A 13,470-nucleotide genomic window follows, 5' to 3' on the forward strand; every position below is an offset into this window, starting at 1 on the left:
AAGTCGAGTGCGGCGACTGGTTTCCCTGTCCCCGTAAAGCTAAGACGCAGAAGGCGAATCGATGGACTTTTGTTCACTCCCTCCCCCTCGGCGTCTCGCGCTCCTGAAACTCAATCGACCAGCGTTCGATGCGGTCGCGAAGCCCGCCAAGGAAGCTTGCGTCGTCTTCGCACATGCGTCGCAGCCACTCAGAACGTTCTACAAGCTCGCGATTGTACGGCGCGCTCAAAAGATCAACAAATGCGGGCGCATCGTCTCCTGCTCGAAAGACAATTCCACGATCCGGATCGGCAAGGACATCAATAAGCCGAAGCCGCCGAAGCAACTGGATACCCTCATCAATCCGGCGGCGACGCACATGATATTCGCTGAAACTCGATGGTCCTGTCGGATGGATGTCAGGAGGGCCATCAGCTTGGGACGTGTGAACCACGAAGTAGTCGAGAAGGCCGAGTTCGTCCCTGTCTAGATCAAGGGACCGGAAAGCATTCAGAAGGACGAGCGCCCGCATCCCCGTTTCGAGGACACCATTGAATAAATCAGCCTGGGGCGCCGTGCTCATTCTTTCTTCCACCAAGGCATTGTCCCTTCATTGGCGAATACATGGCAAGTGCCTTGGCGAACCATTGCCGTTACGCGCGAGTGCCTATCGAATAGCCCGCCTACTCTAGCAGCACCGGCGGCATTCATCACAGATCGGACCCGAACAAGACCCGAAGTGGATGCATAAGTATCCCTCACCGTCGCCAGCAAATTTTCGCGGTATTCATCCACGTTCTTCTGGTCGACTTTGATGCTGAAATGCCGCTCGAATTCGACGGCGTCAAAATAGCGGCGTCGATGCATTTGGAAGTCTTCACCGTGCTCCGGATGGGCTAAAACTGCGGCGGCGTCCTGATAATCGTGCCCATCGTGCTCGGAATAGACATTCCTCAACTGTTCCCCATAATGTTCGGACAACAAGTCAACCATATCAGGTACCACTCCACGGGGCGCCTCTCCCGGATCGTCCCCAAATGTTTTGGCTGCCGCGTATGTAGCGTTCGGCAAGGTCAGAAGCTTGCCGTGCTCCCAAGATTCTACGCCATTGAAATCAAAGGATTCGATTTTTTCACGGATGGCATCGTCCAGTGGAATGCGGACACCCTTGGTAATCTTCGCTATACAATGGATATCCCACTCATCTAGGAAGCGGTGCTTGAGTTCGGTTTTCCGATCGAGCAGATCACGAGCAGGCTGGGAAAAATTGTTGGGCACCACGAACACGTACTTCGATGGTAGAATGAAGTGGCCACGCGACGCGTAGTAGAAAAGCTTCCCAAGCTCCTCAAGAATGTAGGCCGGGCCGAGCGGCCTGCGATACTGTTTGCATTGAAAATTATGCCACTCACCTTCGTGGCGGCTTCTCGTTAGAAAGCCGACCACATCCCGACCCATGTCCCCTGAGCCACCATACCGATCATGATCGAGGTACTTCGTTGTCTCGAGCGAAACGAGATGGTGGACGAATATTTCTAAGTCGCCTGGGGTGGCTGACAACAGACGACGACTGAAACTCTCATCTAATGCCATAATTATTCAGAAAATCCGTTTTGAGCGTTCAACGTCAAACCGAGTATACGTGGCCGAGAGTAAAATCTAATTTCACTTCATCCAAGCTCGTAAATCCACATATCATGCTCTCATAGACCAGTTATCGAACTACAAAGCATTCCGATTCAATCGTCTAAAGTCGTAGGATCTTATCTAGATTGGCCTGAGGGGTTTTCGAAAGTTCATCGCCGCTTCTTCAGCACGTCCTTTGCAAGCTCGACGCATTCCCTGAAAGTCGCTTCCGACATGCAATAGTCTCGAGGTCTGAATTTCCTGCCGCTGGCCCCCAAAGGATAAGGCGAATTCAGGAATGGCTGTGCTGCACTGCCCAATATGGTGAGAACCTCACGCCCCAACGCCGTCTGCCATCGATGTATTTCTTCGGCCTTTGATCGTTCGCGAGCGCGTTTATCGAGCGCATGCAGCAAAAGGGCCAGTGCTTGGTTTAAGCCGTCCTCACCTTCAACGGCAGCCGCCAACGGTGTTTTTCCATCAAGAGACGGGTGTGCAGTTTCGATCCACGATGCCCACTCGTCTCCATGTGCGGATGCTGTGGATTGAAGCTTTTCCCCACGCTTCTCCGCAGCCACACGCAATGCTTCGGCCTTTTCCAATTCCTTGGCCTCGGCTTCCAGCCTTCGTGCCTCCATCTGGCGTTCTTGTTCATGCTCTATCGGCAAACCAAGTGCCTGAAGGACCGATGGACCCTTCCGGAACATCATCGCCTCGATCTTTCGCAGGGGGCCGATCATGTCATCGAAAATCTCATCGTCGTCTTCGATCACGGCGTCGAATGATTTTCCCCCATCCTGCGGCAACGTCATCCAGGATTTGACAGTAAGATCGCCGCGCTCATGTTCCGGAAGGGATGCCAGTATCTTCTCAATGCGTTCGGACAGACTTTTCCTGCGTGACGCCTTGCGTTGATCGAGGGTGCGAAGATCAAGGAGGTCATCGACCAGATTGGTGGAAAGTGAATACGATCGATGCTTCTGGAGAACCCCTCTCTCAACAAGTTCGTCGAGATAGGTTTCGACCGTACGATACGGACTCCGGAACTGGTCATTATGTCCTCGCGCGGCATCTTCCAGTTCGGGACGGATGTATTGGAATCCCGCTCGAATCCACTGCTGCTTCTTGAGCCATTCGAAAAAGGCTTTCGTCCGATAAGACAAGGGTTGTACGTCTTCCGGCAGGAAGGTGCGAAGGATCGCAAATTGCCACTCCTGTTCGGTTACGAGAAATCCGCCGGCGCCACCTACAGAACATCCGACGTGAGCACCCAACCCAATTCGGAAGAACTCTCCATCCACATTGAATGGTTCGACCGTGCGGTTCGCCAATTCCTTCAAACCGAGATCGTATCGACGCAGACAGTCCGCAACTTCTTTCTCGAACCGGAGGCGTTGCGCATCGAGCTTGGCCAGATACATCGTGCGCATCGCTTCGACCTCAGCATCTATCTTCGGATGGTAAACCCAATAACGTCCGGCTTTTTCAAGGACGGCTTCTTCAACCTGGGCGCGAGATGCATTTCTGGGAAAGCGCGACAGGTCGATCTCGAGCGTGGCAATGCCCCGACTCTTTAGCTCAGCACGTTTCAACTCGTCGCAGGCGTGCGTGACATAGATTTCGACAAGCAATCGGTGTCCGTCACGTTCGACATAAAGATCCGGCACCACGTTCTGGAGATGCCGCGCTTCCTGGATTGCTTTGTCAAATGAGATGGGTCCTGCCTTATGAAGGACATTGGCCTCGCCGTTGAATTCGGCTCTGACCTCGGGAAGGACGAGGCACAGCTTTGTCGCAACGATCTCCTTTCCAAGTCGATGCAACGCTGTTTCCGGAGCGTTCGAACAGGAAGTGGAGGCCTGATGTCCAAAGTGATGGACGTTATCTTGGCCTTTTCTGGCGGTGAGAGGCGCGTCGCAAGCCGGGCATTTGCATCCACACGCATCTCCCCGTTCGACCTCGGAGATATGTCGCATCACGCCAAGGGAATCGACGCCGTAGACGAGATTGGCATCCTTGGACGAGTATCTGGGAGGTACGTGCTGGGTCACGGTCGCTCTGCTGTTCAGGATTCCATTGGAGAATCGTCCGATTCCCTTTCGACACAAAGGGGTGACAAGCGCGAGAATGTTCACGTTCTCACCATGAAATTCCACCGATACATACCCTGATCCCCAGGGACCTCCCCAAAGCCGGGTGGGACGATTCAGCGCGCGGAGAACGTATCCACGACGTTACATTGCCAATTCGATCCGTTTTGCGGGCGCGTTGACGTCCGCAGGAAGCCATCTTTTCGGGCTGGTCAGCGGAACGAGGCTCGTTAAAATAGAGCTTTCATCAAAGAGATTCTGCGGGGGCCAATGTATAAACCGGGCGGCACCATCGCCGAGGCGCTGGGGCGTATACAAACAAAGAGCTACGTACTCCCAGCGATCCAACGGGAGTTTGTCTGGAAGCCAGAACAGATCGAACGACTGTTTGACAGCCTCATGCAGGGCTATCCGTTCGGGACCTTCCTATTCTGGAAGGTCGAGGCCCCGACTGGTGGAAAATTCAAATTCTATGATTTTGTCCTGAACTACCATCAACGTGATGCCGCCCACTGTCCGGAAATCGGGATACTTCATCACCAGAGCGTAACTGCCGTCTTGGACGGGCAGCAGCGCCTGACTGCTTTGAACATCGGTCTCAGAGGCTCGATGGCGATCAAGCAGCCAAATAAATGGTGGACGAACCCCGACGCCTTTCCCATCCGGACGCTACATCTGGATTTGCTGGCTTCGCCCACGCCCGACGAAGACGGGGTGAGGTATCGTTTCAAGTTTTTGGACGATGGACAGGTCGAGCGAGACGAAAAAGCCCACTGGTTCAAGGTGCCTAATATCCTTGGCATGAAAGACGGTCCCGCGATGCTGGCGACACTGATGGAGCGAGGGCTTCAGGGTGACGCTCTGCAGGGAGCTTACGCGATACTCGACCGTCTTCATCGCGTGGTACACTCCCACAACCTCATCAATTACTATGAGGAAGAAGCACAGGATCTCGAGCGAGTACTCAATATTTTCATTCGGTTAAATTCGGGTGGAACGATCCTGTCCTATTCGGACCTGCTTCTGAGTGTCGCCGTCGCACAGTGGACGCATGTCGATGCGCGTGCTGAAATCCATAAACTGGTCGATGATCTGAACCGCATCGGAACAGGGTTCGCACTCAGTCAGGATTTCGTTTTGAAGGCTGGCCTCATGCTGGCGGATATTGCGTCCGTCGGATTCAAGGTCGAGAATTTCACAACCGCCAACATGCTGGCTTTGGAATCGAACTGGCCTTCGATTCGGTCGGCTCTGGTCCGAACCGTCGAACTCGCCTCCAGCTTCGGTTTAAACGGGCAGACCTTGAAAGCGGACAGCGCGCTATTGCCGATTGCTTATTATCTCTACAAGCGCAACGCGCCCGCCAACTACGTTACTCACAGCCAATTCGCGAATGATCGCGAGGCGATCAAGGATTGGTTGGTCAAGTCCATCGTCAAGGCTTCTGGCATTTGGGGAAGTGGTCTCGACACGCTCTTAACGGCGCTTCGCGAGGTATTGCAAGCGGCCCCGGGAGAAGCATTTCCTGTCGAACAGTTGCGGCAAGCCATGAGTCAACGCGGCAAATCTCTGACGTTCGAACCTGCCGAGATCGAAGATCTTTTGCATCTCGAGTACGGCGACAAGAGAACATTTCCGCTGCTGTCTCTCCTTTTCCCGTTTGTTGACCTCCGCAACCAGTTTCACGTCGATCATGTCTACCCGATTTCGAGGTTCACTCCGGCGCGTCTTCAGAAGCAGGGATTCAGCGGTGCTGACGCCGAAGTCATGGCCCAGCACGCAAACACGTTGCCGAACCTTCAATTGCTTGAAGGTGCCATTAACAACGAGAAAAAGGCGTCGTTACCGACGGCTTGGCTATCGACGCATTTTCCTGATTCAACATCTCAGGTCCATTATCGCACCAAGCATGAACTGGGCGACTTGCCTGCCGATCTTGAGGGGTTCGAAGCCTTCTATGCCGCTCGGCGAGATCGACTCAGGAAGAAGCTGGTGGATCTGCTTGGAGGTTCAGTACCCGTGTTGGTCGCGGCCAAATAGCAGTTTCATCTTGTCATTGCCGAGGTGAAATCGCGTTGCAAGATTGCGCCGGTCGCGAATTCTGCCACCCTTGTTAAAGCGGATGGGAGAGCAACATGATTGAGCCAATCAAACCGGGAGATGAGCTATTTCCTTACGATATCGAGATCGTTGATGGGAAAGAGCGTGTGACTCGCAAGAAGGATTGGACTGACGAAAAACAGGTCGCCCTCGACATCAGAACTATCGACTATTTACTTCAGTTCAAAGACAAGCATGGATCCGTGGCATTAATCAACATGATTGCGGGCAACAGCATACGAGCTATGGAAGTCGGTACCGTGAAACAGAAAGACCGTTTCCGGGAGCTTCTGGCGCTTCGCGAGGAGTGGCTTCACTCCCGAAGCGCTGCTTGAATCTACTACATCCCAAAGTGAGGTGATGATAGAGGCGGCCTACGTCTGAAGGCTTCTTCTTTAGCAGCTTCTCGAGTGTCAAATTTTCCGACGAACCGACCTTTATGGTCAAACAGGAACCATTTCCCCTCGGAGTGTGCCAACTTGTATTCGTTGCTTAATTCCTCGAACGAATCAAAATCGTTCAGAGAAGGCTCGGAATCTTCCTCAAACTGATACGGGCTCACTTCTTGCTCTTCTGGAGGCTCGTCAGAACGTGGAGTATCTGTCTGAATCCGTTGCGGCCTATTGGTTGGCGTGTACGTCGGAGGTGTTCCATGGCCTCCTTGATCTCCCTGACCGCCGCCACTCTCATCATCTTCATTCTTGTCGTTACACATCAATTTCGATTCCCAACCATTCAATCAACTGCGCGAGTCCTTATCGAGAATAGATGTGGCACGCGTTAATTTGCACCATTAGGTCGCAAGCGCCACCAAATTGTCTAACTGGAAAGATGGCGATGGTGACCTGATATCTTATCCGAAGTCTCTTTTTTCGTAGATCGTGGAAATGGCCTTTCCGTCCCATACATAGCAGAGGTGTCGTTCCTGCCGACAATTCGACAGAAGCCGGGGACGAAACACGGCGGCGCATTCACCTCCATCATCGCGAACGCTTGTGTAGACGATTCCATTGGAGCCGTTTTCTCGGAGCTTCAGAGCGAGTTCCTGTGACACCGCATAGCTGCTGGGGTGATAGTAAGCTGCATGGCTTTCGCGCATTGCTCGGATGTCATGCAGCTCGGCATCGAGATCGACGGCATAGACCCGCATGTCGAGTTCCTGGGCGGGTTCACTGGTTGCCAACATGAAGCGAACGCGATGGTAGCGTGTTTCGGCAATAGCCGTCTCGATCGTACGCCCGGCATAGAAAACGCCATACGTTCCGTTCGTAAAGCGATCCCCGTCGGGATTGAGGTGGGTGAACGCAGCCATGATCGGCGTGCTACCCGGTCCGGATACTCTGTCCTCGGGTGCGACGAGGCGAATGTCCCCCGCCTCGTCGCGTAGCCTGTCATTGGTCATCGCCTCGATCTGGAAGACTGCATCAAGATCGGCAGGGTCGGCGACAGCTTCAAAGAGATTGATAGGTGGAAATCGACTCGGCACGATCCGGAAACAGGGGCGCCATTCGATCTTTGTGATCGGGATGTCCGCCATCAGCCGCGCTGCGCATCCACATACTGACGAACGACATAGAGGTCCGCGACATTGCCGGATGCCATGCGATCAAGCGCCGACCGACCGCCGAAAATCCCGGCGGTGTTGGACTTCCGAACCCACTGGTCGGCCGTTTTCGGAAGAAGAATATGCAATCCCTTGTAGATACCGAGAACGTAGGAAATACGTTCCAGAGCATCCTTGGAGATTGCGGCGACGGCGCCGCGCTTCCAGGATTGGAACGTAGACCGGCTCTCGAGCCCAAGCAGACGCATCTGCTCTTGCTCCTGGAGATTCCAGGCCTCGGCGATCCGGAAAAACGTTCGCAGGGCGGGACCGGTTAAATCTTTGCGATCCATTGCTTTGACCGTTGATGCACGAGGCATTGTCCGTCTCCTCATGAGATTCCAATATGTGCATATCCTGTTCAAAAATCAATATATCATCAGAAAATGAACATCCAAGAACCGGATGGCTCGCAATCGTTCTGTCTTCCGGGTTTACAGGAATGCCCTTTGCGGACCCGAAAGGGAAAATTAACTATATTGAATGGTTCCGCCGGTAGCCATATACTAGCTGCGAGCACGTAGAGGTTGAAACACTATTCTCACACCAACCGACTCATTCTTAGACGGCAATCGACTCGCTCTTAATGTGTCAGATCAATCTCGCGAATGTTTGGTGGGCCCGGCAGGACTCGAACCTGCAACCAGACCGTTATGAGCGGTCGGCTCTAACCATTGAGCTACAGGCCCTGTCGCGCTGCAAGGCGGCGGGCTCCCCTCCTTACAATGACGGGCACAGTGCGGCAATTGCGCCGGCGCGTGAAATTCCTCGCTTCAAGTATTTTCACGAGGATTTCCCGGCAGTTGCCGCCTGCCCGGCCCACTCAAGCGCCCCTCTTCCGGCCGCCGGAAAGCCAGGGCGTTAACTCTTTACTAACCATACACCGGGCAAATTTTGCCCAGTGAAAGTGCGTGTCGTTCTGCAAAAACGGGGGCCCCGTGGAAGCAAGCGCCGTGAATCACTTACCGCCCGGCGGCCTTCCGGCCGCCGCGAAGGTGTTTGGCGGGCAAAGGCGACATTCGCGCGAGGAAGCGGCGACCATGGTCGATGTGACGGCGGGGCAGAACGGCGCATCGCGTCTGCAAATTCCGACTTTCGATGATATCAAATCCATCCTGAAGCGCGGCGACCTGACGCTCGCCTTCGGTGTGCTGACGATTCTCGTCGTCCTGATCCTGCCCCTGCCCGCGATGGTGCTCGATCTGTTTCTGGCGATCTCGATCACGCTCTCGGTTCTGATCCTGATGACCGCGCTGTTCATCCAGGCGCCGCTGGAATTCTCCGCCTTCCCGACCGTGCTCCTGATCTCGACCATGCTGCGGCTGTCGCTCAACATGGCTTCGACCCGCCTGATCCTGGCGCACGGGCACGAAGGCAGCGCCGCCGCCGGTCATGTCATCGAGGCATTCGGCAGCTTCGTGATGAGCGGCAATTTCGTGATCGGCATCATCGTCTTTACGATTCTGGTCATCGTCAACTTCGTCGTCATCACCAAGGGTTCGGGCCGCATCGCCGAAGTCGCCGCACGCTTCCACCTCGACTCGATGCCGGGCAAGCAGATGGCAATCGACGCCGATCTCTCCGCCGGGTTGATCGACGAGCAGACCGCGAAGAAGCGCCGCAAGGATCTCGAGGACGAGAGCGGTTTCTTCGGCGCCATGGACGGCGCCTCGAAGTTCGTCCGCGGCGACGCGGTCGCGGGCCTCCTGATCGTGTTCATCAACATCATCGGCGGCATCATCATCGGTGTCGCGCAGCAGGGCCTGAGCTTCGGCGACGCCGCGCGCAGCTATACGCTGCTCACGGTCGGCGACGGTCTCGTCACGCAGGTACCCGCGCTGATCGTCTCGACCGCCGCGGGCCTTCTGGTGTCGAAGGCCGGCGTCTCGGGCGCAGCCGACAAGGCGATGATGAAGCAGTTCTCCGGCTATCCGCAGGCGCTCGGCATGTCGTCCGGCGTGATGCTGGTGCTGGCGCTGCTGCCCGGCATTCCGATGATTCCGTTCCTGATGCTGAGCGCCGGCGCAGGCGCGCTGGCATTGAAGGCGCGCCACCGCAACACTCACGTCAAGGCCGAGGAAGCCCGCGCCGCCGCTGCACCTGCCGAGGCGGCCGCTGCTGCGGCCGCCGAGGAAGAACCGATCTCGACCGCGCTCAAGATCGACGATCTCAAGATCGAACTCGGCTACGCGCTCTTGCCGCTTGTCAACGGACCGGACGGCAACGACCGACTCACCGACCAGATCAAGGCGCTGCGCCGTTCGCTGGCCATCGAGATGGGCTTCGTGATGCCGGCCGTGCGCATCCTCGACAACGTGCAGCTCGAGGCCAACACCTACGTTATCAAGATCAAGGAGGTCGATGCCGGCTCGGGCCGCGTCTGGGCCAACCAGTTCATGGTCATGGACCCCGCCGGCAATCAGGTCACGGTGCCGGGCACGCACACCATCGAGCCGACCTTCGGTCTGCCCGCGACATGGGTGGATGCCACGCTCAAGGAAGAAGCCTCGCTCAAGGGCTACACCGTGGTCGATGCCGCGACCGTTCTGTCCACGCATCTCACCGAGCTGTTGAAGAACAACATGTCGGACCTGTTGTCCTACGGCGAGGTGCAGAAGCTCCTGAAGGATCTGCCGAAGGAGCAGGGCGAACTGGTGAAGGATATCGTGCCGAGCCAGATCACCGTGTCCGGCATTCAGCGCGTGCTTCAGTTGCTGCTCGCCGAGCGCATCTCGATCCGCGATCTCTCCACCATTCTCGAGGGTATCGCCGACGCGCTGGCGTTCTCGCGCAACCCCGCGACAATCGCAGAGCATGTCCGCGCCCGCCTCGCGCGCCAGATTTGCGCGCAGAACACATCGATCAACGGCTACCTGCCGCTGATCGCTCTCTCCGCCAAATGGGAGCAGGCATTCGCGGAATCGATCGTCGGCACCGGCGAGGACCGCACGCTGGCGATGCAACCCTCGAAGCTGTCGGAATTCATGACCGCGACCCGCGACCGTTTCGAGCAGGCCGCGCGTGAAGGCGAGAACCCGGTGCTTGTCACCTCTGCGGCAATTCGTCCCTTCGTCCGCTCGCTGGTGGAGCGCTTCCGCGCGCAGACAACGGTTTTGTCACAGGCGGAAATCCATCCCCGGGCGAAACTCAAGACCGTTGGAAGCGTTTAGGAATCCAGCTTTCCGGGCTTGACCGGCACGACAAATTCGCCACAGCCAAGCCTTTTCTGAGCAGGCCCGCTCGGCTTACGAAACCATAGCCGTGGAACTAAAATTCTATCTATTTGATTTAGCGATATTTTTATTTCGCCCTGTAGGGTCCCTCGCGAGCGATCAAGAAAAATCACTCGCTTGTGATGGGGACTGGGAAACAAAAACCCCCTCCACCACGTTTACGAGACATGGAATTCGAACCGGCCGCTCACTGAGCGTGACCAATAAGGCAACCGGGCCAGAACGTGGCCAAAACGTGAGGGAGGCGAAATGAACCATTCATTGTACAGCGCTGACCGCATGACCCACCTCAAGATCGTTGTGGTGGCGTTGGTTGCCGCGATAGGCATCGCCGGTGTTGGAATTTCTGCGCGCCTCTCCGCGGGTGACGGCGGGATGCAGACCGCGCGCGCGACGACGCCGGTTCTGAAAGCCAGTCACACCATGATGGTGTCCGACTCCGAGCAGCAGGTGATCCGCTGACATGAATTTCAGGAATTCATAAGGCTCTCTTCCCCGCCCCCCGAAGTCGCCTTGTGAATATCTTCCGGGACAGCTCATCCCCAGTGAACCCGGACAAAAAACGCCCGTTTCCCCCACGGGCGTTTTTTGCTGTCTGGGGCTGGAAAAAGCAGATCAGGAAACCCGGCCGACTCACTTCGCCGGGACGCTCTCGTAGAGCTTGCCAGCCCAGAGCGGCTGCGCGGTCGGCTTGCCGCTCGGCGAGCCGCCCTTGGCCTCGACCGTCACCGCATAGATCGAGTTGTTCACGGCCGCTGCATCGACACCGGCCAAAGCGCCACTCGCGGTGAATTCGCCGTCGATCACCCCGATGGAGCGCGGCTCTCCATATTTGCCCGGCACGATCCAGAGTTCATAACTCTTGCCCGCCGCAGGCGGCGGACCGACGCGGCGCACCGTATAACGGCGCGAGGCGGCATCGACCGTCAGAATGAAGCCCGGATCGCGCGCGTCGGATTGCAAAGCTGCGACCCATTGCGCGGCAACCGGCGGCGGCGGGATTTTGACCTCCACCGTACGCACCTCCGGCTTCGGTCGTAGCGCGGCGGGCAGAGTCGATGGATGAAAAATCTGCAAGCCGGCGATGGCCGCGAGCAATGCGGCGATCGCGCCCATGACGACGCCGAACCCGGAGCCGCTTTTGCCCTTCGCGGGCGGAGACACGGCCGGCGCTCCGGCGAAAGCGGACTGTTCTGTAGACTTCAAATCCGGCGGCGCGCTCGCTGAGATCGTGTCAGCGACCGCAGGTTCGGATGCAAGCTCAGGCATTGCAGCCGGCGCAGCGGGCGTTCGGCCTTCCAGCGCGGAGGTCATTTCCAGCGTCACCGGATCGATCGCATGAACCGCATCCTTGCCTGTATCGTTCGCCGGTACGGGCGGCGTCTCTTTTTCCATCTGCGCCATCCCGGCCGCGATCCTGTTCCAGACACCGGCGGGCGGCTCGACCGACGAGACCATCTGATGCAGCGGCGCCAGCTTGTGCTCCCACGCATGGACGAGCGCGAGAAAACCGGGATCGACGATCAGCATGGTCTCGACCAGCGCGCGTTCGTCCGCGTCGAGGGTACCGAGCGCATATTCGGCGGCGAGCGCGATATGATCTTCGCTGTATGCCATCACGCAAGCCCGAGGCAGGTTCGGATATCGAGCAGGCTGCTGCGCAACCAGGTTTTGACGTTGCCGAGTTGCGTGTCGAACTTGGCCGCAAGCTGCTCGCGACTCCAGCCATTGTAATAGGCCAGCAGCACGAGCTTCTGCCGGTCGGGCTCAAGCTGCCCGACACATTCCAGCAGCGCCTTCAATTCGTCCGTCATCTCCCGGCGCGACAGAGGCGCGGGCGTGTCGGAGGCATCCTCGAAATTCGCGGCGTCCTCAAGCGGAGCGCCGCCGCGCTTGCGTACGACATCGATGGCGCGGTTGCGCGCGATCGCCACCATCCATGCCAGCGGCAGGGCTTCGCCGGGGCTGTACTGCCCGGCGCTATTCCATATCTTGAGGTAGACTTCCTGAAGCACTTCTTCCGCCAGCGCCTGCTCGCGGACGATGCGCAGCACCACGCCAAACAGCTTGGCGCAGGTCGCTTCATACAGGCCCTCGAAAGCAGCCCGGTCACGCCGGGCCACCGAGGCCAGCAGCCAAACCAACTGCTCCGGCGTCAGCATTCAACGTCCCCAACAAACCGCTGCCCTCGGGCAGCACCCCTCGCGCCTTTATGCCAGCCCGGACGAAAGCTGTAAAACGGGACCTCACGCCATCCCAAGTTCATCGCACGAACAGCAAAAAGCCCGGACCTTCCGGACCGGGCTTTCAAGCCGTTCAAAACAGGCGGGATCAGGCTACCGCGCCGATCCGCGAGCGCATCAGGCCGATGCTGTCGAGGTCGGCCTGCTCGCGCGCATTCTCCTCGGCGCGTTCGCGCGCCTGATCGCGCTCGTCCAGAAGCTCGACCTTCTTCAATTCCTCGAAGGCATCCGCCAGATGCGCCTTCGCCTCGTCGAGCTGCCCGCGCAGTTCGTCCGCCGAACGGGTCAGGTTCTCGCGGCGCTGGATCGCGGCCTTGGCGTAGGTCGGATAGGCGAAGTGGGATGGATCCTGAATGCCCGCGCGATCCTGCTCGGTCTGGATTTCGCGCTCGAGGTCGACCGACATCCGCTGGAATTCCGCGATCATGGTCTCGATCTGAGCAACCCGGCGACGCTTCTCGTCGACCTGAAATTTCTTCAGACGGATAAGCGTTTCACGTGACTTCATCGACTCGTACTCCCCAGAAGTCCCAGTACCAAAACGGGACAGAACCGGCTCCCCGACTGGGCCCCGCCGGCAATCAACAGACGGTGCG

The 13,470-nt window shown here is 57.3% G+C and carries 13 protein-coding genes and 1 tRNA gene; 4 read left to right on the forward strand and 10 right to left on the reverse strand.

Annotation, left to right across the window (positions count from 1 at the left end):
• Window positions 1-73: 73 nt before the first annotated feature.
• From AFIC_RS12840 to AFIC_RS12850, 3 genes are all read right to left on the reverse strand, one after another.
• Window positions 74-562 carry an ABC-three component system middle component 2 gene (locus AFIC_RS12840; RefSeq protein WP_275246625.1) on the reverse strand — a complete coding sequence of 163 codons (489 nt, stop codon included), beginning with the start codon at window positions 560-562 and terminating at the stop codon, window positions 74-76.
• Window positions 559-1,572: an ABC-three component system protein gene (locus AFIC_RS12845; protein ID WP_275246626.1), complete on the reverse strand. Its 1,014-nt coding sequence runs from the start codon at window positions 1,570-1,572 to the stop codon at window positions 559-561. The genes AFIC_RS12840 and AFIC_RS12845 overlap by 4 nt, the downstream gene beginning before the upstream one ends.
• A gap of 203 nt (window positions 1,573-1,775) precedes the next feature.
• Window positions 1,776-3,761, reverse strand: a complete 1,986-nt coding sequence (locus AFIC_RS12850) for a competence protein CoiA family protein (RefSeq protein WP_275246627.1) — start codon at window positions 3,759-3,761, stop codon at window positions 1,776-1,778.
• A 204-nt stretch (window positions 3,762-3,965) separates the two neighbouring features.
• Between AFIC_RS12850 and AFIC_RS12855 the strand changes: the two genes are divergently transcribed.
• Together AFIC_RS12855 and AFIC_RS12860 are read left to right on the forward strand one after the other, a co-directional pair.
• On the forward strand, window positions 3,966-5,735 hold the full coding sequence (locus AFIC_RS12855; protein WP_275246628.1) for a DUF262 domain-containing protein: 1,770 nt from the start codon (window positions 3,966-3,968) through the stop codon (window positions 5,733-5,735).
• Window positions 5,736-5,830: 95 nt separating this feature from the next.
• Entirely contained in the window at window positions 5,831-6,130 is a 300-nt protein-coding gene (locus tag AFIC_RS12860; RefSeq protein WP_275246629.1) for a hypothetical protein, read from the forward strand.
• Window positions 6,131-6,135: 5 nt separating this feature from the next.
• Here the strand turns inward: AFIC_RS12860 and AFIC_RS12865 are convergent, their stop codons facing one another.
• The 4 genes from AFIC_RS12865 to AFIC_RS12880 form a co-directional block, all read right to left on the reverse strand.
• Window positions 6,136-6,510, reverse strand: a complete 375-nt coding sequence (locus AFIC_RS12865; protein ID WP_275246630.1) for a hypothetical protein — start codon at window positions 6,508-6,510, stop codon at window positions 6,136-6,138.
• A 138-nt stretch (window positions 6,511-6,648) separates the two neighbouring features.
• Window positions 6,649-7,332, reverse strand: coding sequence for an RES family NAD+ phosphorylase (locus AFIC_RS12870; protein WP_275246631.1), 684 nt, complete (start codon window positions 7,330-7,332; stop codon window positions 6,649-6,651).
• On the reverse strand, window positions 7,332-7,718 hold the full coding sequence (locus tag AFIC_RS12875; RefSeq protein ID WP_275246632.1) for an antitoxin Xre-like helix-turn-helix domain-containing protein: 387 nt from the start codon (window positions 7,716-7,718) through the stop codon (window positions 7,332-7,334). The genes AFIC_RS12870 and AFIC_RS12875 overlap by 1 nt, the downstream gene beginning before the upstream one ends.
• Before the next feature lie 293 nt (window positions 7,719-8,011).
• Window positions 8,012-8,087: transfer RNA gene (locus AFIC_RS12880), tRNA-Ile, on the reverse strand.
• A gap of 351 nt (window positions 8,088-8,438) precedes the next feature.
• Here AFIC_RS12880 and flhA point away from each other — a divergent pair.
• On the forward strand, window positions 8,439-10,568 hold the full coding sequence (gene flhA, locus AFIC_RS12885) for a flagellar biosynthesis protein FlhA (RefSeq protein ID WP_275248726.1): 2,130 nt from the start codon (window positions 8,439-8,441) through the stop codon (window positions 10,566-10,568).
• Between the two features lie 312 nt (window positions 10,569-10,880).
• On the forward strand, window positions 10,881-11,093 hold the full coding sequence (locus AFIC_RS12890; protein WP_275246633.1) for a hypothetical protein: 213 nt from the start codon (window positions 10,881-10,883) through the stop codon (window positions 11,091-11,093).
• A gap of 171 nt (window positions 11,094-11,264) precedes the next feature.
• Here AFIC_RS12890 and AFIC_RS12895 read toward each other — a convergent pair whose 3' ends face one another.
• The 3 genes from AFIC_RS12895 to fliJ form a co-directional block, all read right to left on the reverse strand.
• Entirely contained in the window at window positions 11,265-12,248 is a 984-nt protein-coding gene (locus tag AFIC_RS12895) for an anti-sigma factor (protein ID WP_275246634.1), read from the reverse strand.
• On the reverse strand, window positions 12,248-12,793 hold the full coding sequence (locus AFIC_RS12900) for a sigma-70 family RNA polymerase sigma factor (protein WP_275246635.1): 546 nt from the start codon (window positions 12,791-12,793) through the stop codon (window positions 12,248-12,250). The genes AFIC_RS12895 and AFIC_RS12900 overlap by 1 nt, the downstream gene beginning before the upstream one ends.
• A 169-nt stretch (window positions 12,794-12,962) precedes the next feature.
• Entirely contained in the window at window positions 12,963-13,382 is a 420-nt protein-coding gene (fliJ, locus tag AFIC_RS12905) for a flagellar export protein FliJ (RefSeq protein ID WP_275246636.1), read from the reverse strand.
• Window positions 13,383-13,470: the final 88 nt, after the last annotated feature.

The sequence above is a fragment of the [Pseudomonas] carboxydohydrogena genome (assembly GCF_029030725.1).
In the GTDB taxonomy this organism is placed as follows: domain Bacteria; phylum Pseudomonadota; class Alphaproteobacteria; order Rhizobiales; family Xanthobacteraceae; genus Afipia; species Afipia carboxydohydrogena.

Bases quoted from the DNA above. Each gene is read 5' to 3' on its own strand.
- AFIC_RS12855 (WP_275246628.1), top strand. From the start codon at position 3,966: ATGTATAAACCGGGCGGCACCATCGCCGAGGCGCTGGGGCGTATACAA.
- AFIC_RS12895 (WP_275246634.1), bottom strand. From the start codon at position 12,248: ATGGCATACAGCGAAGATCATATCGCGCTCGCCGCCGAATATGCGCTC.
- AFIC_RS12840 (WP_275246625.1), bottom strand. From the start codon at position 562: ATGAGCACGGCGCCCCAGGCTGATTTATTCAATGGTGTCCTCGAAACG.
- AFIC_RS12875 (WP_275246632.1), bottom strand. From the start codon at position 7,718: ATGCCTCGTGCATCAACGGTCAAAGCAATGGATCGCAAAGATTTAACC.
- AFIC_RS12890 (WP_275246633.1), top strand. From the start codon at position 10,881: ATGAACCATTCATTGTACAGCGCTGACCGCATGACCCACCTCAAGATC.
- AFIC_RS12860 (WP_275246629.1), top strand. From the start codon at position 5,831: ATGATTGAGCCAATCAAACCGGGAGATGAGCTATTTCCTTACGATATC.
- AFIC_RS12845 (WP_275246626.1), bottom strand. From the start codon at position 1,572: ATGGCATTAGATGAGAGTTTCAGTCGTCGTCTGTTGTCAGCCACCCCA.
- AFIC_RS12900 (WP_275246635.1), bottom strand. From the start codon at position 12,793: ATGCTGACGCCGGAGCAGTTGGTTTGGCTGCTGGCCTCGGTGGCCCGG.
- AFIC_RS12865 (WP_275246630.1), bottom strand. From the start codon at position 6,510: ATGTGTAACGACAAGAATGAAGATGATGAGAGTGGCGGCGGTCAGGGA.
- fliJ (WP_275246636.1), bottom strand. From the start codon at position 13,382: ATGAAGTCACGTGAAACGCTTATCCGTCTGAAGAAATTTCAGGTCGAC.
- AFIC_RS12870 (WP_275246631.1), bottom strand. From the start codon at position 7,332: ATGGCGGACATCCCGATCACAAAGATCGAATGGCGCCCCTGTTTCCGG.
- flhA (WP_275248726.1), top strand. From the start codon at position 8,439: ATGGTCGATGTGACGGCGGGGCAGAACGGCGCATCGCGTCTGCAAATT.